At 74.8% G+C, this 26,651-nt stretch carries 23 protein-coding genes; 14 read left to right on the top strand and 9 right to left on the bottom strand.

Translation table 11 applies throughout. The features are described 5' to 3' along the window. The first annotated feature begins 19 nt into the window (after positions 1-19). From AC1050_RS11925 to glpK, 3 genes are all read left to right on the top strand, one after another. Positions 20-1,837: a glycerol-3-phosphate dehydrogenase/oxidase gene (locus AC1050_RS11925; RefSeq protein ID WP_482387623.1), complete on the top strand. Its 1,818-nt coding sequence runs from the start codon at positions 20-22 to the stop codon at positions 1,835-1,837. A 120-nt stretch (positions 1,838-1,957) separates the two neighbouring features. Beyond that, on the top strand, positions 1,958-2,695 hold the full coding sequence (locus AC1050_RS11920) for an MIP/aquaporin family protein (protein ID WP_482387931.1): 738 nt from the start codon (positions 1,958-1,960) through the stop codon (positions 2,693-2,695). A gap of 176 nt (positions 2,696-2,871) precedes the next feature. After that, positions 2,872-4,392, top strand: coding sequence for a glycerol kinase GlpK (glpK, locus tag AC1050_RS11915; RefSeq protein WP_482387622.1), 1,521 nt, complete (start codon positions 2,872-2,874; stop codon positions 4,390-4,392). A 70-nt stretch (positions 4,393-4,462) separates the two neighbouring features. On the opposite strand, the gene AC1050_RS11910 is transcribed toward glpK, so the two are convergent. The 4 genes from AC1050_RS11910 to mgtE form a co-directional block, all read right to left on the bottom strand. Further along, positions 4,463-5,563 carry a sugar kinase gene (locus AC1050_RS11910; protein ID WP_482387621.1) on the bottom strand — a complete coding sequence of 367 codons (1,101 nt, stop codon included), beginning with the start codon at positions 5,561-5,563 and terminating at the stop codon, positions 4,463-4,465. Positions 5,564-5,640: 77 nt separating this feature from the next. After that, on the bottom strand, positions 5,641-6,276 hold the full coding sequence (gene eda / locus AC1050_RS11905) for a bifunctional 4-hydroxy-2-oxoglutarate aldolase/2-dehydro-3-deoxy-phosphogluconate aldolase (RefSeq protein ID WP_482387620.1): 636 nt from the start codon (positions 6,274-6,276) through the stop codon (positions 5,641-5,643). A 102-nt stretch (positions 6,277-6,378) separates the two neighbouring features. Next, the gene (locus AC1050_RS11900; protein ID WP_482387619.1) at positions 6,379-7,161 is read right to left on the bottom strand and encodes an IclR family transcriptional regulator; all 783 of its coding nucleotides are present in this window, start codon (positions 7,159-7,161) and stop codon (positions 6,379-6,381) included. A gap of 28 nt (positions 7,162-7,189) precedes the next feature. Further along, positions 7,190-8,599, bottom strand: coding sequence for a magnesium transporter (mgtE, locus tag AC1050_RS11895; protein ID WP_482387618.1), 1,410 nt, complete (start codon positions 8,597-8,599; stop codon positions 7,190-7,192). A gap of 653 nt (positions 8,600-9,252) precedes the next feature. Between mgtE and recQ the strand changes: the two genes are divergently transcribed. Together recQ and AC1050_RS11885 are read left to right on the top strand one after the other, a co-directional pair. Then, on the top strand, positions 9,253-11,472 hold the full coding sequence (gene recQ / locus AC1050_RS11890) for a DNA helicase RecQ (protein ID WP_482387617.1): 2,220 nt from the start codon (positions 9,253-9,255) through the stop codon (positions 11,470-11,472). Then, complete coding sequence (locus AC1050_RS11885; RefSeq protein ID WP_482387616.1) at positions 11,472-12,428, top strand: AEC family transporter; 957 nt, start codon at positions 11,472-11,474, stop codon at positions 12,426-12,428. Before recQ ends, AC1050_RS11885 begins: the two co-directional genes overlap by 1 nt. Positions 12,429-12,614: 186 nt before the next feature. Here the strand turns inward: AC1050_RS11885 and AC1050_RS11880 are convergent, their stop codons facing one another. Together AC1050_RS11880 and AC1050_RS11875 are read right to left on the bottom strand one after the other, a co-directional pair. Continuing rightward, complete coding sequence (locus AC1050_RS11880; RefSeq protein WP_482387615.1) at positions 12,615-13,460, bottom strand: alpha/beta fold hydrolase; 846 nt, start codon at positions 13,458-13,460, stop codon at positions 12,615-12,617. Continuing rightward, positions 13,457-14,497 (bottom strand): aldo/keto reductase, encoded by a 1,041-nt coding sequence (locus tag AC1050_RS11875; RefSeq protein WP_482387614.1) that lies wholly within the window; start codon positions 14,495-14,497, stop codon positions 13,457-13,459. The genes AC1050_RS11880 and AC1050_RS11875 overlap by 4 nt, the downstream gene beginning before the upstream one ends. A 126-nt stretch (positions 14,498-14,623) precedes the next feature. On the opposite strand from AC1050_RS11875, the gene AC1050_RS11870 reads away from it, so the two are divergent. The 3 genes from AC1050_RS11870 (at position 14,624) to AC1050_RS11860 (ending at position 17,301) form a co-directional block, all read left to right on the top strand. Then, a complete protein-coding gene (locus AC1050_RS11870; protein WP_482387613.1) occupies positions 14,624-15,088 on the top strand; it encodes a tRNA (cytidine(34)-2'-O)-methyltransferase in 465 nt (154 codons plus the stop codon). Positions 15,089-15,190: 102 nt separating this feature from the next. After that, complete coding sequence (locus AC1050_RS11865) at positions 15,191-16,714, top strand: amino acid permease (protein ID WP_482387612.1); 1,524 nt, start codon at positions 15,191-15,193, stop codon at positions 16,712-16,714. 2 nt (positions 16,715-16,716) lie between these two features. Beyond that, positions 16,717-17,301: a YdeI/OmpD-associated family protein gene (locus tag AC1050_RS11860; RefSeq protein ID WP_482387611.1), complete on the top strand. Its 585-nt coding sequence runs from the start codon at positions 16,717-16,719 to the stop codon at positions 17,299-17,301. Positions 17,302-17,305: 4 nt separating this feature from the next. Here AC1050_RS11860 and AC1050_RS11855 read toward each other — a convergent pair whose 3' ends face one another. After that, complete coding sequence (locus AC1050_RS11855; RefSeq protein WP_482387610.1) at positions 17,306-18,052, bottom strand: PadR family transcriptional regulator; 747 nt, start codon at positions 18,050-18,052, stop codon at positions 17,306-17,308. A 165-nt stretch (positions 18,053-18,217) separates the two neighbouring features. Here AC1050_RS11855 and AC1050_RS11850 point away from each other — a divergent pair, with 165 nt between their 5' ends. From AC1050_RS11850 to AC1050_RS11825, 6 genes are all read left to right on the top strand, one after another. After that, positions 18,218-19,210 (top strand): ATP-binding cassette domain-containing protein, encoded by a 993-nt coding sequence (locus tag AC1050_RS11850; protein WP_482387609.1) that lies wholly within the window; start codon positions 18,218-18,220, stop codon positions 19,208-19,210. Then, the gene (locus AC1050_RS11845) at positions 19,207-20,058 is read left to right on the top strand and encodes an ABC transporter permease (protein WP_482387608.1); all 852 of its coding nucleotides are present in this window, start codon (positions 19,207-19,209) and stop codon (positions 20,056-20,058) included. Before AC1050_RS11850 ends, AC1050_RS11845 begins: the two co-directional genes overlap by 4 nt. Before the next feature lie 121 nt (positions 20,059-20,179). Then, the gene (locus AC1050_RS11840) at positions 20,180-21,988 is read left to right on the top strand and encodes a gamma-glutamyltransferase family protein (protein ID WP_482387930.1); all 1,809 of its coding nucleotides are present in this window, start codon (positions 20,180-20,182) and stop codon (positions 21,986-21,988) included. 189 nt (positions 21,989-22,177) lie between these two features. Continuing rightward, positions 22,178-22,681 (top strand): MarR family winged helix-turn-helix transcriptional regulator, encoded by a 504-nt coding sequence (locus tag AC1050_RS11835; RefSeq protein ID WP_482387607.1) that lies wholly within the window; start codon positions 22,178-22,180, stop codon positions 22,679-22,681. Between the two features lie 136 nt (positions 22,682-22,817). Next, a complete protein-coding gene (locus AC1050_RS11830) occupies positions 22,818-24,494 on the top strand; it encodes an MFS transporter (protein ID WP_482387606.1) in 1,677 nt (558 codons plus the stop codon). A gap of 91 nt (positions 24,495-24,585) precedes the next feature. After that, entirely contained in the window at positions 24,586-25,098 is a 513-nt protein-coding gene (locus AC1050_RS11825; RefSeq protein ID WP_482387605.1) for a MarR family winged helix-turn-helix transcriptional regulator, read from the top strand. On the opposite strand, the gene AC1050_RS11820 is transcribed toward AC1050_RS11825, so the two are convergent. Both AC1050_RS11820 and msrB read right to left on the bottom strand, forming a co-directional pair. Beyond that, the gene (locus tag AC1050_RS11820; protein WP_482387604.1) at positions 25,085-26,068 is read right to left on the bottom strand and encodes an NERD domain-containing protein; all 984 of its coding nucleotides are present in this window, start codon (positions 26,066-26,068) and stop codon (positions 25,085-25,087) included. The two genes, AC1050_RS11825 and AC1050_RS11820, sit on opposite strands and share 14 nt — an antisense overlap. 26 nt (positions 26,069-26,094) lie before the next feature. Then, positions 26,095-26,511: a peptide-methionine (R)-S-oxide reductase MsrB gene (gene msrB, locus AC1050_RS11815; RefSeq protein ID WP_482387603.1), complete on the bottom strand. Its 417-nt coding sequence runs from the start codon at positions 26,509-26,511 to the stop codon at positions 26,095-26,097. Positions 26,512-26,651 lie beyond the last annotated feature (140 nt).

Here is a 26,651-nt window from a genome sequence, read left to right as displayed (position 1 = left end):
ACCCGCGATGGAGTGGCACATGAGGACCGCAGCCCTGACCCCCCGCCTGCGCGACGACGCGCTGGCCACGTTGAAGGCCACCACGGAGGGCGGGCCCGAGCTCGACGTCCTCGTCATCGGCGGTGGCGTGACCGGTGCGGGCATCGCGCTCGACGCCGTGACCCGCGGCCTGTCGACGGCCGTGATCGACGCCCAGGACTGGGCGTCCGGCACGTCGAGCCGGTCCAGCAAGCTGGTGCACGGCGGCCTGCGCTACCTGCAGATGCTCGACTTCCACCTGGTCCGGGAGGCGCTGACCGAGCGCGACCTGCTGATCAGCAGCCTGGCGCCGCACCTGGTCAAGCCGGTGCCGTTCCTCTACCCGCTGGAGAAGCGGGTCTACGAGCGCGCCTACGTCGGCGCCGGCATCGCCCTGTACGACACGCTCGCCAGCGTGGGCGGCCGCAAGCGCGCCATGCCCCTGCACCAGCACGTGACGCGCAAGGGCCTGGAGCGCAAGTTCCCCGACCTGCGGCACGACGCGGCGGTCGGCGCCATCCAGTACTGGGACGCGAACGTCGACGACGCGCGCCTGGTCTCGACGCTGATCCGCACCGCCGCGTCCTACGGCGCGCACGCCGCGTCCCGCACCCAGGTGATCGGGCTGACCACCACCTCGGGCGGCGCCGTCACCGGCGCCGAGCTGCAGGACCTGGAGACGGGCGAGCGGTTCACGGTCCGCGCGCGGCACGTCATCAACGCCACCGGCGTGTGGACCGAGCAGACGGAGTCGCTGGCCGGCACCGAGGGCGGCCTGCGGGTGCTGGCGTCCAAGGGCATCCACATCGTCGTCCCGCGCGACCGGATCGCCGGCAACGTCGGCCTGATCCTGCAGACCGAGAAGTCCGTGCTGTTCGTCATCCCGTGGTCCCGCTACTGGGTGATCGGCACCACCGACACCCCGTACGAGCAGGACCTGGTGCACCCCGTGGCGACCAGCGAGGACATCGACTACGTCATCGAGCACGCCAACGCCGTGCTGGCCCGGCCGATCACCCGCGAGGACGTCATCGGCACCTGGGCGGGCCTGCGGCCGCTGCTGCAGCCCGGCACCAAGGAGGGCACGTCGTCCGCCAAGGTGTCCCGCGAGCACACGGTCGCCTCCCCCACCCCGGGCCTCACGGTGATCGCGGGCGGCAAGCTGACCACCTACCGCGTCATGGCCAAGGACGCCGTCGACTTCGCGATCGGCTCGCGCGCGACGACGCTGCCGTCCATCACCGAGCGGATCCCGCTGGTCGGCGCCGAGGGCCTCGAGGTCCTGCAGCGCCAGGCCCGCGACATCGGCAGCCGCTACGGCTGGGACCGCGGCCGGATGGACCACCTGCTGCACCGCTACGGCTCCCTGCTGGGCGAGCTGCTGGAGATGGTCGACGCCGAGCCCGGGCTCGGGCAGCCGCTGGCCGGCGCGCCCGCCTACATCGGCGCCGAGATCGCGTACGCGGTCACCCACGAGGGCGCCCTGCACATCGACGACGTGCTGATGCACCGCACCCGCCTGAACTACGAGCAGGCGGACAAGGGCGTCGGCGCCCTGGAGGAGATCGCCGACATCGTGGCGCCGCGCCTCGGCTGGGACGACGCCACCCGGGCGCGCGAGATCGACGCCTACCGGCAGCGTGCCGAGGCCGAGGCCGCCGCCGCGCGGCAGCCCGACGACGCCTCCGCGCAGGCCGCCCGCGACGCCGCGCAGGACCTCGCGCCGCTCGTCGAGCTCCACACGACCCCCGTCCGGCCGGGCACCAAGCCCGGTTCGTCGGAGAACACCCGTGCCACTGCCGGTCCGGCAGGGACATGATCAGTACCTGAGCACCACCTGCGCGGTCCCCCGGCCGCACTCCGGCCGGCCGTCCCCGGCCGGCCGGAGCTCCCTGCGAGACAACGACGTCCGTCAAGAAAGAGGCCGACTGTGGATTCCATCTCGATCGGAGATGCCGTCCTCTCCGAGTTCCTCGGCACCACCATCCTGCTCCTGCTGGGTGCCGGTGTCGTCGCCAACGTGATCCTGCCGAGGACGAAGGGGTTCGGCGGCGGCTGGCTGCTGATCAACTTCGGGTGGGGCCTCGCGGTCTTCACCGGTGTGTACGTGGCCTTCCAGTCCGGCGCCCACCTCAACCCCGCCGTCACCCTGGGCATCTGGGCCGCCGGCAAGGACGAGTTCGCGCCCGGCATCGAGGTCAACGCCGCCAACGGCTTCCTGTACATCGCGGCCCAGTTCGCCGGTGCCGCGGTGGGTTCGACCCTGGCGTACCTGACCTACAAGAAGCACTTCGACCAGGACGCGGACCCGGGCGTCAAGCTCGCCGTGTTCTCCACCGGCCCGGAGCTGCGCGCCTACGGCTGGAACTTCCTGACCGAGGTCGTCGGCACGTTCGTGCTGGTGTTCTGGGTGGTCATCAGCGGCAACACGCCCGCCCAGATCGGCCCGCTCGGCGTGGCCCTCGTCGTGGTCGGCATCGGCGCCAGCCTCGGTGGCCCGACCGGGTACGCCATCAACCCCGCGCGTGACCTCGGCCCCCGCATCGCGCACGCCCTGCTGCCGATCCGGGGCAAGGGCTCGTCGGACTGGAGCTACGCCTGGGTGCCGGTGCTCGGCCCCGCGCTCGGCGGCATCCTCGGCGGTCTGCTCGCGATGTCGATCGGCTGGGTCGCCTGACCTGAGACCGGCGCCCGCCCCCACCCCTGCGGGAGCGGGCGCCGGCACCCGCACGCGGCGCGCTCCGTCGCGAGCGCCTCTGTCGCGGCACGCGTGCCGCACCGTCCTTGGCAGCGCCGCCCCCGCGGTGCCGCACCCCGCCCGCGGGCGGGACCGTTCGACGCGAAGGAAGCACCATGTCCGAGCAGTACGTGATGGCGATCGACCAGGGCACCACCTCGACGCGGGCGATCATCTTCGACCACGGCGGCCAGATCGTCGCCACCGGCCAGACCGAGCACCAGCAGATCTTCCCGCGGGCCGGCTGGGTCGAGCACGACCCGAACGAGATCTGGACCAACACCCGCGAGGTCGTCAGCCTCGCGCTGTCGCGGGCCAACAAGACCTACGCCGACATCGTCGCCGTGGGCATCACGAACCAGCGCGAGACCGCGGTGGTCTGGGACCGCACCACCGGCCAGCCCGTGTACAACGCGATCGTCTGGCAGGACACCCGCACCCAGAAGATCTGCGACGACCTCGCGGCCCTCGGCGGCGGCGCCGAGCGCTACAAGGAGCGGGTCGGCCTGCCCCTCGCCACCTACTTCTCCGGCCCGAAGATCCGCTGGATCCTCGACAACGTCGAGGGCGCCCGCGAGAAGGCGGAGCGCGGCGACCTCGCGTTCGGCAACACCGACTCCTGGGTGCTGTGGAACATGACGGGCGGCGTCGACGGCGGCGTGCACGTCACCGACGTCACGAACGCGTCCCGCACGATGCTGATGAACGTCGACTCGCTCACCTGGAACGAGGAGATCGCGGCGGAGATGGGCGTGCCCATGTCGATGCTCCCCGAGATCCGCTCCTCCTCCGAGGTGTACGGCCACGGGCGCCAGGGCGGCTTCGTCCCCGGCGTGCCGATCGCCGGCATCCTGGGCGACCAGCAGGCGGCCACGTTCGGCCAGGCCTGCTTCGAGGTCGGCACGGCCAAGAACACCTACGGCACCGGCAACTTCATGCTGCTGAACACCGGCACCGAGCCGGTGCAGTCGAAGAACGGCCTGCTCACCACGGTCGCGTACAAGATCGGCGACGCCCCGCAGGTCTACGCGCTCGAGGGGTCGATCGCCGTCACCGGCTCCCTCGTGCAGTGGCTCCGCGACAACCTGGGCATGTTCACCGACGCCCCGGACATCGAGTACCTGGCCGGCAAGGTCGAGGACAACGGCGGCGCGTACTTCGTGCCGGCGTTCTCCGGCCTGTTCGCGCCGTACTGGCGCTCCGACGCCCGCGGGGCCCTGGTCGGCCTGACCCGGTTCGTCAACCGCAACCACATCGCCCGCGCGGCGCTGGAGGCCACCGCCTTCCAGACCCGCGAGGTGCTGGACGCGATGAACGCGGACTCGGGCGTCGACCTGACCGAGCTCAAGGTGGACGGCGGCATGACCGCCAACAACCTGCTCATGCAGTTCCAGGCCGACATCCTCGACGTGCCGGTCATCCGGCCGAAGGTCGCCGAGACCACCGCGCTCGGCGCCGCGTACGCCGCGGGCATCGCGGTCGGCTTCTGGAACGGCGAGCAGGACGTCCGCGACAACTGGGCCGAGGGCGCGCGCTGGACGCCGGACCTCGACTCGGGCGAGCGCGACCGGCAGTACCGGCTCTGGAAGAAGGCCGTGCAGAAGACGCTCGACTGGGTCGACGACGACGTGCGCTGACCCGCACCGGCACGCCCGACGGCCCCGTCCCCCTGCTCGGGGGGCGGGGCCGTCGTCGTCCGCGGGCGGCTCAGCGGTCCACGCGCGCCCCGCCACCCCCGGCCAGCTTCAGCACCTCGGCCTTCGACGCCATCGAGGTGTCCCCCGGCGTGGTCATCGCCAGCGCACCGTGCGCCGCCCCGTACTCGACGGCCGTCGCCAGCGGCTCGCCCTCGAGCAGGCCGTACACCAGGCCCGAGGCGAACGAGTCGCCGCCGCCGACGCGGTCGAGGATCTCCAGCCCGGGCCGGTGCGTCGCCTGGACCAGGCCGGTGTCACGGGACCAGGCCAGGGCGCCCCAGTCGTTCGTGCTGGCGGAGCGCACCGTGCGCAGCGTCGTCGCGATCACCTGGAAGCTGCCGAACTCGGCGGCGACCCGGTCGATCATCGCGCCGAACGACCCGACCTCGAGGTCGGCCAGGTGCTCGTCGACGCCCTCGACCTCGAACCCGAGCGCGGCGGTGAAGTCCTCCTCGTTGCCGATCATCACGTCGACGTGCCGGGCGATCTCGCGGTTGACCTCCTGGGCGCGCGCCTGGCCGCCGACCGACCGCCAGAGGCTCGGCCGGTAGTTGAGGTCGTACGACACGACGGTGCCGTGCCGCTGCGCCGCGGTGACGGCCTCGAGCACGGTGGCCGCCGCCGTGTCGGACAGGGCCGCGTAGATGCCGCCGGTGTGCAGCCAGCGGACGCCGAGCTCGCCGAACAGGTGGTCCCAGTCGACGTCGCCCGGGGCCAGCTGGGACGCGGCGGTGCGCCCGCGGTCGGAGACGCCCACCGCGCCGCGCACGCCGAAGCCGCGCTCGGTGAAGTTCAGGCCGTTGCGCACGTCCCGGCCGATGCCGTCGTAGGGCACCCAGCGGATGTACGACGTGTCGACGCCCCCGGTCAGCACCAGGTCCTCGACCAGGTGGCCGATCTCGTTGTCCGCGAGCGCCGTCACGACCGCGGTGCGCAGGCCGAAGGCGCGGCGCAGCCCGCGGGCCACGTTGTACTCGCCACCACCCTCCCAGGCGCGGAACTGCCGGGCGGTGCGGATGCGGCCCTCGCCCGGGTCGAGGCGGAGCATCACCTCGCCCAGCGCGACGGCGTCGTAGCGGGTGCTGGCGGCGGGGCGGATCTGGAGCGGCATCGGTGGGTCTCCTGCGGGTGGGCCGGGTCAGGGGCGAGGCGGGTCAGGGGCGCAGCCGGGTCAGGGGCGCAGGCGGGTCAGGGGCGCAGGCGGGCGGCGAGCGCGACCGCGTCGGCGACGAGGGCGCGCACGCCCGCCAGGTCGCCGGCGCGCACCCGGTCGCGGGGCACCATCCAGGAGCCGCCGACAGCCGCGACGCAGGGCAGCGCCAGGTACTCGTCGAGGTTCGCCGGGCCGACCCCCCCGGTGGGCACGAACCGGACGTCGCCGAACGGGGCCGCGAGCGCGGCGATCGCCGCGCTGCCGCCGGAGGTGCCGGCGGGGAAGAACTTCACGGTACCGAGGCCCAGCTCCAGCGCGGCCTGCACCTCCGTCGCCGTGACGGCACCGGGCAGCACGGGGACGCCGTGCTCCTGCGCCCGCTCGACGACGGCTCGCGACGTGCCCGGCGACACCAGGTACCGCGCGCCGGCCGCGACCGCCTGGTCCACCTGCTGCGGCGTGACCACCGTTCCGGCACCCACCAGGACGTCGCCGCGGTCGACCATCGCGCGGATCGCGTCCGGGGCGGCGGCGGTGCGGAAGGTGATCTCGGCGACCGGCAGCCCGCCGCCGACCAGCGCCTCCGCCAGCGGGCCGGCGTCGGCCGCGTCGTCGAGCACGACCACCGGCACCAGCCGGTGCGCCGCGAGCCGGGAGAGGACGTCGACCATCAGGGAGCTCCTTCGTTCCGCTGTGCGCAACGGCCGCTGCGCCGTGCGCAACGTATCGTGGCACGGCAGGGCCGGCCCGGGCAACGCCGGCCGCGGTCGACCTCAGCGCGGCGGGAGCTGCAGGCCCGCGGGCAGCAGCGGGGGCACGACGGCGCGCACGCGGTCGTGCAGCTCGGCCCGGCGCGCGGGCGTCATGCGGTCGGCCGGCGCGGTGACGCTCAGCGCGGCGACCGGCCGCGTGCCGCGCAGCAGCGGCACCGCGAGGCAGGCGATGCCGGGCTCGTTCTCCTCGACCTCGATCGCGTAGCCCCGCTCCCGGGCGTCCGCGAGCTCGGCCGCCACGTGCTCGGCGGACACCCGCCCCGCGGGCTCGACCGCCGCCACGTAGCCGTCGAGCGTCGCACGCGGGGTGTCGCCGAACGCGAGCATCGCCCGGCCGAGGGCGGTCGTCGCCGCCCAGTTCCGCCGGCCGACGGCCGACCAGACGCGCACCGGGCGCTCGGGCTCCACCTTGTCCAGGTACACCACCTGCACACCGCTGAGCACGCCGAGGTGCACCAGCTCGTCGGCGGCCGCGCACAGCGCGACCAGCGCGCCGTGCAGCCGGGCGGGCAGGTCGTCCTCGGCGAAGTACCGGTCCGCGAGCCCGACCGCCGCCGGCCCGAGCCCGTACCGGCCGGTGACCGGGTCCTGCACGACGTAGTCCCGGTGCCGGAGCGCGGCGAGCGAGCGGTGCACCGTGGTCTTGTGCACGCCGAGCGCGACGGACAGGTCGGCCAGCGCCGCCCCGCCCGGGCCCGCGGCGGCCACCGCGTCGAGCGTGCGCAGGGCGCGGTCGACGCTCTCCACCGGCGAGCCCGCCGCCGCACCCGTCTCCTCCCGCACGCGCACACCCTACGGGTGCCGCCGGACCTCAGCCCTGGAGCGCCGAGATGAGCAGGCGCGCGACGGTGAAGTAGATGATCAGACCCGTCCCGTCGACCACGGTGGTGATGAGCGGCCCCGACCCGACGGCGGGGTCCAGCCCGACGCGGCGCAGGACCAGCGGCAGCACGGAGGCCACCAGCGCGGACCACAGGATGATCGCGCCCGCGGACACGGCGACGGTCAGCGCGACCTCGCCGCCGACGCCGAGCGTCCACGCCCGCAGCCAGCCGACCACCGCGATCGTGCCCGCCACCATCAGGCCCGTGACCAGCTCCTTGCGCACCACCGCGCCCGCGTCGCGCAGCCGCACGCTGCCGGTCGCCATCGCCCGGATCACGGTGGCGGTGATCTGGGTGCCCGCGTTCCCGCCTGCGCCGATCAGCAGCGGGACGAACAGCGTCAGGGCGATCACCGTCGCCAGCTCGTCCTCGTAGTGCTGCAGCACGCTGCTGGTGATCGTCGCGGTCACGAACAGCACGAGCATCCACACGATCCGCTTGCGCCACAGCAGGAACGGCGACGCCCGCAGGTACGGCACGTCCATCGGCTCGGCACCGCCCTGGCGCACCGCGTCCTCCGTCGCCTCCTGCTCGACGATCTCGGCGACGTCGTCGCTGGTGAGGACGCCGAGCAGCCGGCCGTCGTCGACCACGGGCAGGGCGCCGAGCCGGTGGTCGTGCAGCAGCCGCGCGGCGCGCTCCCGGTCGGCGGCCGGCTCCACGGTGACCACGTCCTCGCGCATCAGGTCGGCCACGAGCCGGTCCGGCGCCGCGAGCACCAGGTCGCGGAAGGTGACCACCCCGAGCAGCGCCGCGCCCGCCGGGCCCGCCGGGTCGCTGGTCACGTAGACCTCGCCGCCGTCGGTGGACGCGTCCGGCTGGGCGCGCAGCGCGTCGACCGCCGCACGCACGGTCATCGTCGGCCGCACGGTGGCGACCTCGGGGTTCATCCGCGCGGCGGCCGACTCGGCCGGCCACGCCAGCAGCCCGCGGACGACGGCGGACCGGGCGACGCCCATCGCCGCGAGCACGGCCGCCCGCCGGGCGTCGGGCAGGGCGCGCAGCAGCTCCGCGGCCTCGTCCGGGTCCATGCTGTCGACCAGGCCGGCGGCCACGGCGTCCGGGACCACGTCCAGCACCTCGGCGGCGGCGTGCGGGTCGAGCGACTCCAGCAGGTCGGCGGCGGACGCCGGGTCCAGCAGGCCGACCAGGGTGCGCACCTGGTCGTCGGACAGGTCGGCGACCTGGTCGGCGCGGGAGCGCGGGTCCGGCGTGGACTCGAGCCAGATCTCCACGGCCCGGCGGGTGCCGACGGCGACGACGTCGTGCAGGTCCAGGTCGGTCGGGTGCGGGGCGCCGGGCCGGCGCGGGGTCAGGACGGCAGGGTGACGGGTCATGGCGCACGCTCCAGGAGGGTGGGCCGCGGGTCCCGGGACGACCCGGCACCCGCGGCGGGCACGCGCGCGGCGCCACCACCGGCGAGGCGGGGCGGGACCAGGCGGTGCCGGCCGGCCGCAGCACGACGACGCGGCGGGCCGAGGTGCGGCACCGTCGGCGGCGCGCGGCACCTCGCGGAGGAGGCGGGCGCGCCGGGGGCGGCACGGCACGGTCGGCGCAGGAGCGTCGGCGCGGAGCGGTGGCGGGCGGTCGGGCGTCACGGCACGCGGCGGTGACGTCGGTGGGGTGCGCCGCACGGGGCGGCGCGGGCGGCGCAGCTGCGGCGCGGGCGCACGAGGCGGCGCGGGCGGCGCGCAGCGTCGGCGCCGGAGCATCCGCCGAGGCCGCCGGCGCAGGACGCGCGGCCGTGGACCGCCTCGGGGCGGCTCAGGCCGGCGCGTGCAGCACGACGGGCGTCGACGGATGCCGACTACTCGCGGTGTCGTCCATCGCGTCCACCTCCTCGCGTCGTGCGGACCGGGCCGGGTGGCCCAGCCCGAACCCTAGACTCCGACCCCTCCCCTGCCAACCCCGTCCTCGTCACCCTCGGGCGTACCCGGGGGCTGTGGACGACCAGCCGGGTGCGTGGGCGGGCGCCACTAGGGTGGACGGCGTGACGCAGGCATGGGACGACGAGTGGCCGCTGCCGGACGAGCCGCCGTACGACCCGGCCGAGGAGCCCCCGTACGAGCCGCACCGGGCAGCCGGACCGCGCGCGGGCGGGAACGCCCGCGGCGCAGCGCCGGACGCCGGCACGGCGGGCAGCAGCACGACCGGCAGCACCACGACCGGCAGCGGCGGCGCCGGCAGGCCGGCGGCGGGCCGGGCCGCGGCGGCGCACGGCGACCCGACGGGCGCGCACCCGGTCGACCACCCCGCGCACGACACCACCACGGGCCGCGCTCCCCTCGACGTCCTGCGCGAGGTCTGGGGCTACGACGCGTTCCGCGGTGAGCAGGCCGAGATCATCGACACCGTGGTCGCCGGCGGGGACGCGCTGGTGCTCATGCCGACCGGCGGCGGCAAGTCGCTGTGCTACCAGGTGCCGGCGCTGGTCCGGGAGGGCACGGGCGTGGTCGTGTCCCCCCTGATCGCGCTGATGCAGGACCAGGTGGACGCGCTGTCCGCCCTCGGCGTGCGCGCCGGCTTCCTCAACTCCACCCAGGACCTCGGCCAGCGCCGGGCCGTGGAGCAGGCGCTGCTCGACGGCGAGCTCGACGTGCTCTACCTCGCGCCCGAGCGCCTGCGGGTCCCCGAGACGCTCGCGCTGCTCGACCGCGCCCGGATCAGCCTGTTCGCGATCGACGAGGCGCACTGCGTGTCGCAGTGGGGCCACGACTTCCGGCCCGACTACCTCGGGCTCTCCGTCGTGCACGAGCGGTGGCCGGGCGTCCCGCGGATCGCGCTGACCGCCACCGCGACCGCCGCCACGCGGACCGAGATCGCCGAGCGGCTGCAGCTGACCGGGGCCAAGCAGTTCGTCGCGTCGTTCGACCGGCCGAACATCCAGTACCGGATCGTGCCGAAGGCCAGCCCGCGCACGCAGCTGCTGGACCTGATCCGCGCCGAGCACCCCGGCGACTCCGGGATCGTCTACTGCCTGTCGCGGAACTCGGTGGAGCAGACCGCCGAGCTCCTGTCCGCCCAGGGCGTCCCCGCGCTGCCGTACCACGCGGGCCTCGACCGGCAGGTCCGCGCCCGCAACCAGTCCCGGTTCCTTCGCGAGGAGGGCCTGGTGATGGTCGCGACCATCGCGTTCGGCATGGGCATCGACAAGCCGGACGTGCGGTTCGTCGCGCACCTGGACCTGCCGAAGTCCGTCGAGGGCTACTACCAGGAGACGGGCCGCGCCGGCCGCGACGGGCAGCCGTCCACCGCGTGGCTCGCGTACGGGCTGCAGGACGTGGTGCAGCAGCGCCGGATGATCGACACGTCCGAGGGAGACGCCGCGCACCGGCGCCGGCTGTCCGCGCACCTCGACGCCATGCTCGCGCTCTGCGAGACGGTGAGCTGCCGGCGGGTGCAGCTGCTCGCGTACTTCGGCCAGGAGACGGGTCCCTGCGGGAACTGCGACACCTGCCTGAACCCGCCGCAGACGTGGGACGGCACGGTCCCGGCGCAGAAGCTGCTGTCCACCGTCGTCCGCCTGGAGCGCGAGCGCAACCAGCACTACGGCGCCGGGCACCTGGTCGACATCCTGCTCGGCAAGCGCACCGCGCGGATCGAGCAGCTCGGGCACACCGAGCTGTCCACGTTCGGGCTCGGGGCGGACCTGTCCGACGCGCAGTGGCGGGGCGTCGTGCGCCAGGTGCTCGCCCAGGGCCTGCTGGGCGTCGACGGCGACGGGTACGGCACGCTCCGGCTGACCGAGGAGAGCGCTGCGGTGCTGCGCGGCGACCGGCCGGTGCCGCTGCGCGAGGAGACGCGCGCGCCGGGCCGCAGCCGGTCCTCCGGCTCGGGGTCCGGGTCCGGCCGGCGCCGGGGCGGCGGTGCCGCCGAGGCGGCGGCCGCGGAGCTCGGGGACGACGCCGCCGCGCTGTTCCAGCGGCTCCGCGCCTGGCGGGCGACCACGGCCAAGGAACAGGGCGTGCCCGCCTACGTCGTGTTCCACGACGCGACCCTCCGGGACATCGCCGTCGCCCGGCCCACCGACCTCGACGCCCTGTCGCGGGTCAGCGGCATCGGTGCGGCCAAGCTCGACCGGTACGGGCCCGGCGTCATCGCCACCGTCGAGGGCCGGCCCCTGCCCACCGCCGACGAGGCGGCCTCCGACGCCGCGTCGGTGGGGCTGCTCGCCGACGGCGACGGGGCGACGGGCAGCACCGTCGCCTGATGCTCGCCGTCCTGTCCGCGCTCGGCACGATCGCCGTCGTCGTCGCCGCGGGCTGGTTCGTCGGGCGCACCGGGGTGCTCGGCGAGGGCGCGCAGCGGGTGCTGGCCGCGACCGCGTTCACCGTCGCCACGCCCGCGCTGCTCATCGACACGCTCGGGCGCGCCGACCTCGGCCTGCTGGTCTCCCGGTCCGCGGTTGTCACGTTCGCGAGCACCACCGTGGTCGCGCTGGTCGCGGCGGTCGTCCTGGGCCTGGTCCGCCGGCGGTCGTCCGGCGACGTGGTGGTCGGCGTCCTCGCGTCGTCCTACGTCAACGCGGGCAACATCGGCATCCCGCTGACCGCGTACCTGCTCGGCAGCATCGTCAGCGTCGTGCCGCCCACGCTCTACCAGCAGCTGGTGCTCGGGCCGATCGCGATGGTGGTGCTCGACGCCCGGCGCCGCGCCCAGGACACCGCGGTCGCCGACCCGCTCACCCGCGGCCGGCTGCGCACCCTGCGGTCGGTGCTGCGCCGAACGCTGCGCAACCCCGTCATCATCGGGACGCTCGTCGGCCTCGCGCTGGCCGCGCTGCCGTGGACGCTGCCCGAGGTCGTGTTCCAGCCGCTCGCGCTGCTCGGCGCCGCCGCCCCGCCGCTCGCGCTGCTGACCTTCGGCATGTCGCTTGCCGCGCCACGGGTCCGCGCCGAGCAGGCGCCCCGCGGCGACATCGCCCTGGTCGCGGTGCTGCGCGCCGTCGTGCACCCGGCGCTCGCGATCGGCCTCGGCACGCTGCTCGGCCTGGAGGGCGACGCGCTGCTCGCCGTGGCGGTGGTCTCGGCGCTGCCGACGGCGCAGAACGTGCTCGTCTACGCGATCCAGTACCGCCAGGGCACCGCGCTCGCCCGCGACGCCGGCCTCGTCACCACGATCCTGGCGGTCCCCGCCCTGCTCGTGGTCGCCGCCGTCCTGGGCTGACGCCGCCGCCCGCGCCGCGCGCCGCTTCCCTCGGCGTCACGTCCGCCGAGGTCGAGCCTCCTCGCCGAGGTAGAGCGCCACGACGCCCTCCCTCGTGCCGCGCGCTCGACCTCGGCGAGATCCGGAGCCGCGGAGGAGAGCCGCGACGGCCGGGGCCGGGCGGATCAGCGGCAGGTCAGCGGCGGGTCAGCGGCGGGCGTCGGCGGCCGCGACGGCCGCGTCGAGCGCGGCGAGGTACGTCCTCGTCGCCTCGCGGCGGACGTTGTGCCCGGCGCCGGGCACGGCGACGTGCGTCAGCCGGTCGCCGAGCAGCTCGGCCGCCCGCGCGGCCTGCCGCGGGCTGACCACGCCGCGCCCGGGCTCGGCGGTGAGCAGGGTGACGGGCACCCGGACCTGGGACAGCGACTCGACCCAGTCCCGGCCGGCCCAGTCGTGCGGCACCTGCGCGAGCCGCGGGTCCAGCCGGCTCTTGGCGTCGGCCCAGCCCTGGATCTCGTCCTCGGACCAGGCGGGGTTCTCGACCCGGCCGCGGGCGGCGATCTGCTCGACCGTCCGCCCGGCCACGGCGTCGATCGCCGGGCCGAGCCACGCCGGACGCCCGCCGGGCTCGCCCTCGGCACGGCCGGGACCGGTCGCCACCCCGACGACCGAGCCGTCGTCCGCCCGCAGCCGGCCCGCCTCGTGCCACGCCGGGTCCTCCAGCACGAGCGCGGCGACCAGGTCGGGCGCGGTCAGCGCGAGCTCCTCCGCGGTGACCCCGCCCATCGAGTGCCCGACGACGACCGCCGGCCCGAGGTCGAGCGCCCGCAGGGCCGTCACCGCGTCCGCAGCGAGCGCGGCGATGGTGAACGGCTCGTCGGGCAGCGGCGTCCCGCCGTGCCCGCGCGCGTCCAGCGCGACCACCGGCCGGGTCCCGGCGTACCGGTGCAGCACCGTGGGCCAGCAGGCCGACGAGTCGGTCAGCCCGTGCAGCAGGACGACCGGCAGGCCGGCACCGCCCGCCGCTCCCGGCGGGGTCACCGGGCTCGTCACCGGCGCGCGGTGCCGTCGACGGCGTGCGGCTCGATGGTCGCGATCTCCTCGTCGGTCAGCGGCGGGGCGCTGAGCGCGGCGACGTTGTCCTCGAGCTGCGCCACGGAGGACGCCCCGATGATCGCGGAGGTGACGCGCTGGTCCCGCAGCACCCAGCTGAGCGCGAGCTGCGCGAGCGACTGGCCACGGCCCTCGGCGATCCCGTTCAGCGCCCGGGCGCGGGCCAGGTAGGTGTCGTCGATCGTGTCGGCGGACAGGAAGTGGCTGGTCGCGGCGCGGGAGCCCGCGGGCACCTCGCCGGACAGGTACCGCCCGGTCAGCAGCCCCTGCTGCAGCGGGGAGAACACGATCATGCCGACGCCCAGGTCGCCCACCGCGTCCAGGAGCGACTCGGACTCGCCCTCGGCCACCTGCTCGACGTGCCGGTTGAACATCGAGTACGAGGGCTGGTGGATCAGCAGCGGGGTGCCGAGCTCGGCCAGGATGCGCGCGGCCTCGCGGGTGCGGGACGGCGAGTAGTTCGAGACGCCGGCGTACAGCGCCTTGCCGCTGGTGACGGCGGTGTGCAGCGCGCCCATGGTCTCCTCGAGCGGCACGGACGGGTCCGGCCGGTGCGAGTAGAAGACGTCGACGTAGTCGAGGTCGAGGCGGGTCAGCGACTGGTCGAGCGAGGACAGCAGGTACTTGCGCGACCCGCCGTCGCCGTACGGGCCGGGCCACATGTCGTAGCCGGCCTTGGACGAGATGACGAGCTCGTCGCGGTACGGCTTGAGGTCCTGCGCGAGGTGCCGGCCGAAGTTCGCCTCGGCGGAGCCGTAGGGCGGGCCGTAGTTGTTCGCGAGGTCGAAGTGCGTGATCCCGAGGTCGAACGCGCGGCGGATGACGGCACGCTGCGTCTCCATCGGGGTGGTGTCGCCGAAGTTGTGCCACAGCCCCAGGGAGAGCGCGGGCAGGTCCAGGCCGCTGCGGCCGGTCCTGCGGTACGGCATGGCCTCGTACCGGTCGTCTGCGGCGCGGTACTCGGGGCTCGTCGGCATCGTCGTCCTCTCGCGGGTGGCGGGCCCCATCGGACCCACCGCAGAGGTTATCCCCCGCCGCCGACGTCGGCGCAGGTGGCGACGCCGCGCACCGGCACGGCCCGCACGCGGTGAGAGGATCACCGGGTGCTGCACGTCGTCTTCTTCGAGCCCCGCATCCCCGGGAACACCGGCAACGCGATCCGCCTCGCCGCCGCCACGGGGGCCACGCTGCACCTGGTCGAGCCGCTGGGCTTCGTGATGGACGAGCCGCGGCTCAAGCGCGCCGGCCTGGACTACCACGACCTCGCGCACGTGGTGGTGCACCCGGACCTCGACGCGGCGATGGCGACGCTGGCCCCGTCCCGGGTGTTCGCGTTCACCACGCACACCGAGCGCCGGTACACCGACGTGGCGTACCAGGACGGAGACGCGCTGCTGTTCGGCCCGGAGCCCACCGGGCTGCCCCCGGAGGCGCTGGCGCACCCGGGCGTGACCGACCGCCTGCGGATCCCGATGCAGCCCGGCCGGCGCTCGCTCAACCTCACGAACGCGGCCGCCACCGCTGTCTACGAGGCGTGGCGGCAGCTAGGCTTCCCGGGCGGGATCTGACGCGGAGTCGGGTCCGGTCCCACATGCCGGACCCCGGCGTGCGACGAGGCACGACATTCGGCATTCTCGCGCGGTCCCACCGTCGACCGAGGGGGTTCCCCGGTGCCCATCAGCAACCGCAGCGTGCTGCGCCGCAAGTCCGTCGAGCACGCGCTCGCCACCACGGACGACCCGGACCGGTCGCTCAGACGCGACCTGACCGCCTGGGACCTCGCGGTCCTCGGCGTCGCGGTCGCGGTCGGCGCGGGCATCTTCTCGGTCGGCGCCACCGCCGCCGCGAACTACGCCGGGCCGGGCGTGATCATCTCGTTCCTGATCGCCTCCGTCGTCTGCGCGCTGGCCATCATGTGCTACGCCGAGTTCGCCTCGACGCTGCCGGTCGCCGGGTCCGCGTACACGTTCTCGTACGCCACGGCCGGCGAGCTGGTCGCCTGGATCATCGGCTGGGACCTGATCCTGGAGATGCTGCTCGCCGCCGCGGTGATCGCGAAGTTCTGGGGCGTGTACCTCTCGGACGCGTTCGCCCTGTTCGGCGTGGACCTGCCCACGACGCTGGAGCTGGGCCCGGTCGACCTGGAGTGGGGCCCGGTGCTGGTCGTCGGGGTGTTCACCACGCTGCTCGCGGTCGGCACCAAGCTGAGCACCCGCGTGAACAGCATCTTCACCATCATCAAGGTCGGCATCACGCTGTTCGTCATCGTCGCCGGCTTCTTCTACGTGCGGGCCGAGAACTACTCGCCCTTCATCCCGCCGTCGCAGCCGGCCGAGTCCTCCTCGGGCCTGCACCAGCCGCTGTTCTCGTTCCTGTCCGGGTTCGACCCGTCGACCTACGGCGTGATGGGCGTGCTGTCCGGCGCCGCGCTCGTGTTCTTCGCGTTCATCGGGTTCGACGTGGTCGCGACCACCGCGGAGGAGACCAAGAACCCGCAGCGCGCCGTGCCGCGCGGCATCCTCGGCGGCCTGGCGATCGTGACGGTGCTCTACATCCTGGTGACGATCGTGGTCACGGGCATGGTGTCCTACACCGACCTGGCCGCCGCCGAGTCGCCGTCGCTGACCACCGCGTTCGTGCTGGTCGGCGCGGACTGGGCGGGCAAGGTGATCTCGATCGGCATCCTGGTCGGCCTCACCTCGGTGATCATGGTGCTGCTGCTGGGCCTGACGCGGATCGTGTTCGCGATGAGCCGGGACGGCCTGCTGCCGCGCGGCATCTCGCGGACCTCGCACCGGTACAAGACGCCGATCCGCCTGCAGGTGGGCACCGGCATCGTCGTCGCCCTGATCGCGGGGCTGTCGAAGGTCGAGCTGCTCGAGGAGATGATCAACATCGGGACGCTGTCCGCGTTCGTGCTGGTCAGCTTCGGCATCCCGATCCTGCGCCGCACGCGCCCGGACCTGACCCGCGGCTTCAAGGTGCCGTGGTCGCCGTTCCTGCCGATCCTGTCGGGCGTCGCCTGCCTGTGGCTGATGTCGAACCTCACCACGCTGACCTGGCTGCGGTTCGCGGCCTGGCTCGCGGCCGGCCTGGTCATCTACGCGGTCTACTCCTACCGGCACTCGCGCATCGGCAAGGGCGAGGCGCCCGACCCCGCGGAGGACCTGCCCGCGCCGGCCGGCGGGCACTGACGGTGGCAGGCGGGCCGCTCGCCGACCGGCCGCGGTTCCACGCGGAGACGCTCGGCGAGTGGCGCGCCTGGCTCGCGGAGCACCACACGACGTCGCCCGGCGTCTGGCTGGTGCGGTGGAAGCCGGGGACCGGCCGGCCCCGGTTCGAGTACGAGGAGATGGTGCTCGAGGCGCTGGTCGTCGGCTGGATCGACGGCCAGGCCTGGGCGCCCGACCCGGACACCACGATGCAGTGGTTCACGCCGCGCCGGCCGGGCAGCGGGTGGTCCGGGCTGAACAAGGCGCGCGTCGCGCGGCTGGAGGCGGCCGGGCTGATGCAGCCCGCCGGGGCCGCGACCGTCGCCGCCGCGCGGGCCGACGGCTCCTGGACGCTGCTGGACGACATCGAGGCCCTGGTCGTCCCGGACGACCTGGCCGCGGCGCTCGCCGCGCTGCCCGGCGCGCGGGCGCAGTGGGACGGCTTCAGCCGCAGCGCCCGGATGATGGTGCTGCGCTGGGTCGCCGACGCGCGGCGGGACGCGACCCGGGCGGCGCGCGTCGCCGAGACGGCGCGGAAGGCCGCGGAGGGCGTGCCCGCGCGGCGGTGAGGGCTCAGCCGGGGTCCGGACCGGCGTCCGGACCGGCTCCCGGCCCGCCGTCCGGCCCGGTCCCGGGCCGCTCCTCGCCGTCCAGGTCCGCCGCCACCCGTTCTCGCAGCTCGGCGACGATGCGCGCCTCGGCGTCGTAGTACGCCAGCCCCCAGTCGGCCACCATCGCCGGGTACCGCACCTCCGTCCGGTCCCCCAGCAGCTCCCGCACCCCCGCGAGGTCGCGGCGCCGGTCCGCGAGCGCCGCGACGTAGTCGTCGAGCATCGCGCCCACCGTCGCCGGGTCGCTGAGGTGCCCCATGAGCAGCCGCAGGGCGACGGGGTGCTTGAGCACCGGGAAGTCGGCGGGCGTGGCGGTGAGCCACTCCCGCAGCACGCGGTCCCCCGCGTCCGTGATCGCGTACCGGGTGGTGCGCCGCCCGGGCGGCTCCACCGGGACCGGCGAGACGGGGTCCGGCATCGAGGAGTCCGGCACCGAGGAGTCCGGCACGGCGGGGTCGGGCAGCGCGGCCACGAGGCCTGCCGCCACCAGCCGGTTGACCTCGGAGTAGACCTGGCTCATCGCCGGTGCGACCCAGTAGTACCGCAGCGTCCGGTCGGCGCGCTGCTTGAGCTCGTAGGCCGTGACCGCCGTGTCGGTGCGTCCTGCGAACATCAGCAGACCGAGCAGCGCGTACCCCGTGGGCGTGAGGGTCGGCCGCGGTCCCGGGTCCGCCCCGGATCCGTCGGGGAAACCCGTTGCCGTGGCCATGCCCGCCAACCTACGCTGGTCCACGTTGTTCCTACTAGGAATAGCGGCTCGCCCTGGTCGGGCGACCCGGTCCTCGTGCCACCGCCGGCCGAGCAGCGCACCATCGCCACCCCGCCCGACCCGCCGGTGCCGCGTGCCGGGGGCTCCCGACGAGAGGCACGCACCATGACGACCGCGATCGAGACCGAGGGGCTGGTCAAGCTCTTCAAGGACACCCGGGCCGTGGACGGCATCGACCTGCGGGTCGCCGCCGGCGGCGTCCACGGGTTCCTGGGCCCGAACGGCGCCGGCAAGACCACGACCATCCGGATGCTCGCGACGCTGCTGCGGCCCGACGGGGGCAGCGCCCGGGTGCTGGGCCGCGACGTCGTCCGGGACGCCGACGAGGTCCGCAGCCGCGTCGCGCTGACGGGGCAGTTCGCCTCGGTGGACGAGGACCTCACCGGGCTGGAGAACCTGGTGCTGGTGTCGCGGCTGTTCGGGTTCTCCCGGCCGGCCGCGCGCGCCCGGGCCGGCGACCTGCTCGACGCGTTCGGGCTGGCCGACGCCGCGGACCGCCAGGTGAAGAAGTACTCGGGCGGCATGCGGCGACGGATCGACATCGCGGCGAGCATCGTGGTGACGCCCGAGCTGATCTTCCTGGACGAGCCGACGACCGGACTGGACCCGCGCAGCCGCAACCAGGTGTGGGACATCGTGCGGGCCATGGTGTCCGCGGGCACGACGGTGCTGCTGACCACGCAGTACCTGGACGAGGCGGACCAGCTGGCCGACCGGATCTCGGTGATCGACGCGGGCAAGGTCATCGCGGAGGGCACCCCGGGGCAGCTGAAGTCCTCCGTCGGCGCGAGCGCGCTGCACGTGCGGCTGCTGAACCCCGACGACCGGGCCCGGGCGCGCGAGGTCCTGGAGCGGGCTCTCGGCACCGCCGTCGCCGACCACCCGGACCCCGCCGCCCTGACGGCGACCGTCGAGTCCTCGGCGCCCGCCATGCGCGCGATCGCCGCGCTCGAGGCGACGGACGTGCCGGTCGCGCAGTTCTCGCTCGGCCAGCCGTCGCTGGACGAGGTGTTCCTCGCCCTGACGGGCCACCCGGCCGAGAGCACCGACGACGGCGACGCGGACGACCGCGACGCGACCACGAGGGGGGCGGCATGAGCATCGACGACACCCGGACCGCGACGACGACCGGCACCGACACCGTCGCCTCCGACGCCGTGCGCGGCGTCCTGGCCTCCGGCACCCGCCCGGCCCGCCCGGCCGGGTGGACCACCTCGCTGACCTTCGGCTGGCGCGCGCTGCTCAAGATCAAGCACGTCCCCGAGCAGCTGTTCGACGTCACCGTGTTCCCGGTGATGATCACGCTGCTGTTCACCTACCTGTTCGGCGGGGCCATCGCCGGCAGCGTGGACGACTACATCCAGTTCCTGCTCCCGGGGATCCTGGTGCAGGGCGTCATCATGATCACGATGTACACGGGCGTCACGCTCAACACCGACATCCAGAAGGGCGTGTTCGACCGGTTCCGGTCGCTGCCGATCTGGCGGCCGTCGGCGCTGGTCGGGATGCTGCTCGGCGACGCGGTGCGGTTCTCGATCGCGTCGACCGTGATCCTGGCGCTCGGGCTGGTGATCGGGTTCCGGCCCGCGGGCGGACCGCTCGGCGTCCTGGCCGGGGTCGCGCTGCTGCTGCTGTTCGCGTTCTCGTTCGGCTGGATCTGGACGTTCTTCGCGCTCGTCCTGCGGACCCCGAACGCCGTGATGGGCGCGAGCATGCTGGTGATCACGCCGCTGACGTTCGGGTCGAACATCTTCGTGGACCCCGCCACGATGCCGAGCTGGTTGCAGTCGTTCGTCGAGGTCAACCCGATCTCGGACCTCGTCACCGGGGTGCGCGGGCTGATGGGCGACGTGCCGGTGGGCAGCGAGGTGCTCACGGTCCTGGCGTGGAGCGTCGGCCTGGTGGCGGTGTTCGGCCCGCTGACCATGCGGCGGTACGCGCGCTGACACGGGCCGGCGGGACCGGGCGGCGGGTGGGGCGGCGACGTACCGTGAACGTCGCCCCACCCCCTGCCGCGAGGAGCCGCCCGTGTTCACCACCCGTCCCGAGATCGTCGGCACGCACGGCATGGTCGCCTCGACGCACTGGCTGGCCAGCGCCGTCGGGCAGTCGGTCCTCGAGGCGGGCGGCAACGCGTTCGACGCCGCCGCCGCGGCCGGGTTCACGCTGCAGGTGGTCGAGCCGCACCTGAACGGGCCGGGCGGCGACGCCCCGATCATCGGGCACCGGGCCGCGGACGGGCACACGTTCGTCGTCGCGGGCCAGGGCACCGCCCCCGCGGCGGCCACCATCACGGCGTACACCGACCAGGGCCTGGACGTCGTGCCCGGCACGGGCCACCTCGCCGCGGTGGTCCCCGGGGCGTTCGGCGCGTGGCTCGACCTGCTCGCGCGGTACGGCACGCTGCCCCTGTCCGACGTGCTCGGCCCGGCGATCGGCTACGCGCGGGACGGCTACCCGCTGCTGCCGTCGGCGGTGCGCACGATCCGCACGGTGGAGCAGCTGTTCGCCGAGCACTGGCCCACCTCCGCGGCGGTGTACCTGCCGGGCGGGCAGGTGCCCGAGGCCGGCGCCCGGTTCCGCAACCCCGCGCTCGCCGAAACCTACACCCGGGTGCTGGCCGAGGCCGCGGCGGCCGGCCCGGACCGGCTCGCGCAGATCGAGGCGGCACGGCGCGCGTTCTACGAGGGGTTCGTCGCCGAGGCGATGGCCGACTACGTCCGGACGCCGGTGCGCGACTCGTCCGGCCGCGAGCACGCGGGGCTGCTCACCGCCGAGGACCTGGCGACCTGGCGCGTGACGGAGGAGCCGACGGTCGCCGTCGAGTTCGCGGGCGTGCAGGTGCACAAGACCGGCGCGTGGGGGCAGGGGCCGGTGCTGCTGCAGCAGCTGCGGCTGCTCGAGGCGCTCGGCGTCGCGGACGCGGACCTGGGTTCCGCGGAGCTCGTGCACACGGCGCTCGAGGTCACGAACCTCGCGTTCGCCGACCGGGAGGCCTGGTACGGCGACCCCGGTGCCGGCGACGTGCCGCTGGACGCGCTGCTCTCCGACGCGTACACCGCCGAGCGCGCCCGGCTGGTCGGGCGCACGGCGGCCGACGGGGTGCGGCCCGGCTCCCCCGGCGGTCGCGTCCCGCGGCTCGCGCGGGTGTTCGGCGAGCCGGTGGCCGGGCCGGACGGCGCCCCCGTGTGGCCCGGCCGGTACGAGGACGACCTCCCGGCGGGCAGCCGCGCGGCGGGCACCGGGGAGCCGACCCGGGGCCCCGCGCTCGACGTGCGTCCGACCGGGGAGACCCGCGGCGACACCTGCCACGTCGACGTGGTGGACCGCTGGGGCAACCTGGTGTCCGCGACGCCGTCCGGCGGCTGGCTGCAGAGCTCCCCGGTGGTGCCGGGCCTCGGGTTCGGGCTGCCGACCCGGGCGCAGATGTTCTGGCTGGAGCCGGGCCTGCCGTCGTCGCTCGCCCCGGGACGCCGGCCGCGCACCACGCTGAGCCCCGGCCTGGTGCTGCGGGACGGCGGCGGGTTCGCCTTCGGCACCCCGGGCGGCGACCAGCAGGACCAGTGGACCGTGCCGTTCCTGCTGCACCACCTGCTCGGCGGTCTCGACCTGCAGGCGGCGATCGACGCGCCCGGCTGGCACTCGACGCACGTGCCGTCGTCGTTCCACCCGCGCACCAGCGTCCGGCACGGCGCCGAGGTGGAGTCCCGGCTCGGCGCGGACGTGCTCGCCGAGCTCGCGCGGCGCGGGCACGCGGTGCACGACGCCGGGCCGTGGAGCCTCGGCCGGGTCAGCGCCGCCGGCGTCCGCCCGGACGGGATGCTGCACGCCGCCGCCAACCCCCGTGGCATGCAGGGCTACGCCGCAGGCCGCTGACCCCCCGGCGGGCTCCGACGCACGCGAGGTCGGTGGTTCCGCACCCCTCGTGGCCGCGCGACCACCGACCTCGACGGCCCGCGGCCGCATCCCGGTCGGGCGTGAGGGTGGTCACGTCGCCTCGGGAACAAGTTGCCGCACGCAACCGTTGTGATAGTTTGCCTGCTGCAACCAACGAAAGAGGACGACGTGCCGACCACCCCCGCGTACCGCGCGCTGATCGACGCGATCGCGCGTCTGCAGCGCGTCCAGCGCGAGGTCGCCACCGAGATGGCGCGCGACCTCGACTGCCCGCGAGCCGCCCTGAGCCTGCTCTGGCTGCTCGACAAGAAGGGCGAGATGGGCACCGGCGACATCGCCCAGCACCTGCACGTCGACATCTCCGTGGCCAGCCGGCAGATCACCGCCCTGGTCGAGTCGGGGTACGCCGAGCGCAGCACGCCGGACGCCCCGGGCACCGACCGCCGGGTCCGCACCGTGCGGCTCACCCCGCGCGGCACCGCCTTCACCGCGGAGACGAAGGTGACGCTCGACCAGCGGGCCGCCGCGATCTTCAGCGGCTGGGACGCCGCCGAGCTGGTCGCGGCCGCGGCGCAGATCGAGCGCGTCGCCGACACCGTGGCGGGACTCGACGCGCGCTCCGCCGCCCAGGCGCCGGCGCCCGCCCCCGAGCTCGCCGTCACGGCGACCTGACGGACCCGCCGGCCCCCGCCACCCGCGGCGCCGGCCCCCGCACCCGCGTCCGACCCCGGACGCACCGCACCGCACCCTCTTGTCCGCCGACGGCGCCGGGCACCGCAGCACCACCGCCTCGAAAGCAGAGAACCGCATGAGCAGCACCACCCGGGCCGAGAGCCCGACCGTCGACAGCGGGCCCGCGCCCGCGATGAACCACCGCCAGGTGATGGAGGCCCTCTCCGGCATCCTGCTCGGCATGTTCGTGTCCATCCTGGCCACGAGCGTCGTGTCGAGCTCCCTGCCGAAGATCGTGTCCGACCTCGGCGGCTCGCAGTCGTCCTACACCTGGGTCGTCACCGCGACCCTGCTGACCACCACCATCACCACCCCGATCTGGGGCAAGCTGGCCGACCTGCTCGACCGCAAGCTGCTGATCCAGATCGCGCTCGTCATCTCCGTGCTGTCGTCCGCGGCCGCCGGGTTCTCGACGGACGTCGGCTTCCTGATCGGCATGCGCGCCCTCCAGGGCATCGGCGCCGGCGGCCTGACCGCCCTCGCCACCGTCCTGATGGCGGACATCCTCAGCCCGCGCGAGCGCGGCAAGTACATGGGCCTCATGGGCGGCATCATGGGCATCGGCATGGTCGGCGGCCCGCTGCTCGGCGGTGTGATCACCGACGCGATCTCGTGGCACTGGAACTTCTTCGTCGGCCTGCCGTTCGCCGTCGCCGCGATCATCGTGCTGCAGCGCACGCTGCACCTGCCGGCCCGGGCCCGCAAGGTGGTCCGCCTGGACTACTGGGGCGCCGCGCTGATCTCCGTCGGCATCGCGACCCTGCTGCTGTGGGTCACCTTCGCCGGCAACAACTTCGACTGGCTGTCCTGGCAGACCTTCGTGATGGTCATCGGCTCGATCGTGGTCCTCGCGGTGGCCGTGCTCGTGGAGAACAAGGTCGCCGACCCGCTGATCCCCATGCACCTGTTCAGGAACCGGACCCTGGTGCTGTCGGTCATCGCGAGCATCGCGGTGGGCGTGGCCATGTTCGGCACCTCGGTGTTCCTCAGCCAGTACATGCAGGTGGCGCGGGGCAAGACCCCGACCCAGTCCGGCCTGCTGACCATCCCGATGATCCTCGGCCTGTTCGTGTCGTCGACCATCAGCGGCCGCCTCATCACCAAGTACGGCCGGTACAAGGGCTTCATGGTCGCGGGCGCCGCGACGCTCACCGTCGGCCTCGCGCTGATGGGCACCATCCGCTACGACACCAGCTTCGTCCTGGTCGGCCTGTACATGTTCGTGATGGGCGCCGGCATGGGCATGCTCATGCAGAACCTCGTGCTCGCGGTGCAGAACACCCTGGACGTCTCCGAGACCGGCTCGGGCACCGCGACCGTGGCGTTCTTCCGCAGCCTCGGCGGCGCGATCGGCGTCTCGGCGCTGGGCGCCGTGCTCGGCTCCCGGATCACCACCCTGGTCACGGACGGCCTCACCGGCGCCGGCATCGACCCGGCGGCGCTCGGCGGCGGCACCACGGCCGTGCCGGACGTCTCCACGCTGCCGGAGCCGATCAAGACGATCGTCGAGTCCTCGTACGGCGAGGGCATCGCGGACCTGTTCCTCATCGCGGTCCCGATCGGCGTCATCGCCCTGATCGCCGTGCTGTTCCTCAAGGAGGTCCCGCTGGGCCGCCGCTCCGGCGTCGAGCAGCTGCTCGACCAGGACCAGACCAGCGAGTCGGTCGTCGCCGAGGCGGGCACCCCCGGTGCCCAGCAGGCCGTCGGCCAGCAGGCGGAGACGGAGCAGGCGGAGGCCGCGCGCCGCGCCTGACCCGCACCGGCACCACCAGCACCACGAGGCACCACGCGAGGCGCCCGACCGCTCCGGCGGCCGGGCGCCTCGCGTCGTCCACAATGGTCGGGTGGACACCCCGACCGACCCCGTCGCCCGCATCGAGTCCGAGCTCGGGCTCCTGCTCCGGCGGGCGCGCGCGTCGGCCGAGCGCATGGCCCGGGTCGTGCACCCGGACCTGGACCCGTCGGCGTACCCGCTGCTGGTCCAGATCGAGCGCGACCCCGACGTGCGGGCCAGCGAGCTCGCGGACCACATCGGCGTGGGGCGCGGCACGATGTCCCGCCAGCTGGCCCGGCTGGAGCAGCTGCGGCTGATCGAGCGCCGGCCGGACCCCGAGGACTCGCGCGGGCAGCTGATCCGGGTCACCGAGGAGGGCGCCCGGCGGGTCGACGCGGCGCGCGAGGCGCGGCGGGGCTACCTGGAGCGCGCGCTCGGCGGCTGGGCCGAGGACGAGCGCGGGCTGCTGGCGGACCAGCTGCACCGGCTGAACGACGCGCTCACGGCGACGCCGCCGCGCACGCAGCCGGCCGACGGCCCCGACGGGACCGACAAGGACGGCGAGGCCGTCACGCCCAGGTGAGCGCCCAGGTGGTGCGCCGGCGGGCGATCGCCGCGACCGCGTCCACGCGGCCGGTCGACCAGCGGGCGGGCATCGCGGCGAACGCGTCCGGCACGGCGTCGTCCGCCAGCACCAGCGCGTCGTAGGGCGACGGCTCGCGCACCTCGACGGTGCCGGGCACCACGAGGACGCCACGAACGGCGACGGGCGAGCCCACGGCGGCGCGCAGCAGGGAACCGGCCCGGGCGGCGGCGAGCCGCACGTCCCGCAGGTCCGGGACGCCCTGGCCGTCGGCGGAGAGGTGCCGGCCGTCGAGCACGTGGTGACCCGGCCCGGCGATCCCGAGCGGGCGCTCCGCCACCGCGAAGGCGCCGGGCGGGCCGATCAGCAGGTGCGCGACCACGGTGCCCTGCCGGCCGACCGGGACGTCGTGCAGGGCGTGCCAGCCGTCGAGGACCAGCCGGTCCAGCCGGTCGCACAGGCTCTCCTGCGCACCGCGCGGCTCGGCGTCGGCGCGCGGGCTCACCAGGTCGGCCGCGCGGTGCCGGCCGCGGGGCGCGGGGGCGTCGCCGTCCGCGCCGTCCGCCCCCAGGAGCGGTGCGGCAGGCGCGGCGGGGGCGGCGCCGGAGGCAGCGCCCTCGGCGGCGTCGCGGCGCGCGCGGCGGCCGTGCGGGCGGGACGGGGCACGCTCGGCCACCGGCGGCTCCTCGGCCGGCAGCACGGCGGACGCCGGCAGCACCAGCTCGGGCAGGTCGGCCCGCAGGTACGCCTGCGCGGCGGCGCGCACGGCCTCCTCCAGGCCGCTGCCCTCGAGGGCTGCAGCGTCGGCCTCGAGGGCCACCTGACCGGTGGCGAGGTCGACGCTGCCGAGGGGGGCTCCGGTGTCGGCCGTCACGTACAGCCGGTCGGCACCGTAACGGCGCCACCGTCGGACGATCAGGGCCTGCTCCACGTCCGTGATATCGGCACGGCGGGCGCGTCCCTGAAGCATCCGCGCCCCCCTCGCCCACATGGGGGTCAGCCTACGGCGGGAGCGAACGTCAGCGACACCGAGTTCATGCAGAACCTGTCACCCGTCGGGGTCTGCGGCGCGTCGTCGAAGACGTGCCCCAGGTGCGACCCGCAGCGCGCGCAGCGCACCTCGGTCCGCACCATCCCGAGCGAGCGGTCCTCGATCAGCTCCACCTTGTCCCCGGCCAGCGGGGAGAAGAAGCTGGGCCACCCGCAGTGCGAGTCGAACTTGGTGTCCGAGCGGAACAGCTCGTTGCCGCAGGCGCGGCAGCTGTAGACGCCCTCGCGCTGCTCGTCGAGCAGCTCACCGGTCCAGGGACGCTCGGTCCCCGCCAGGCGCAGCACCTGGAACTCGGCCGGGTTCAGCTCGACCTTCCACTGCTCCTCGTCCTTGCTGACCTCGTAGCTCTTCTGGTCCGTCATCGTGGCTCCTCTCCGCGCGGGGCGCCCCGGCCGGTCGACCGCGGCACACTCCCGCGGCAGCAGAACACCGGCGTGCGGCGCGGTGTTCCGCGCCGCACGCCGGTGCTCGGCCTCGCTGGGGCTCCTTTGTGGTGTGTGCG

The organism is Cellulomonas sp. NEAU-ZC6 (assembly GCF_056844425.1).
The sequence above is the reverse complement of the archived record's forward strand: the minus strand, read 5'-3'. Positions and strand labels throughout refer to the sequence as shown.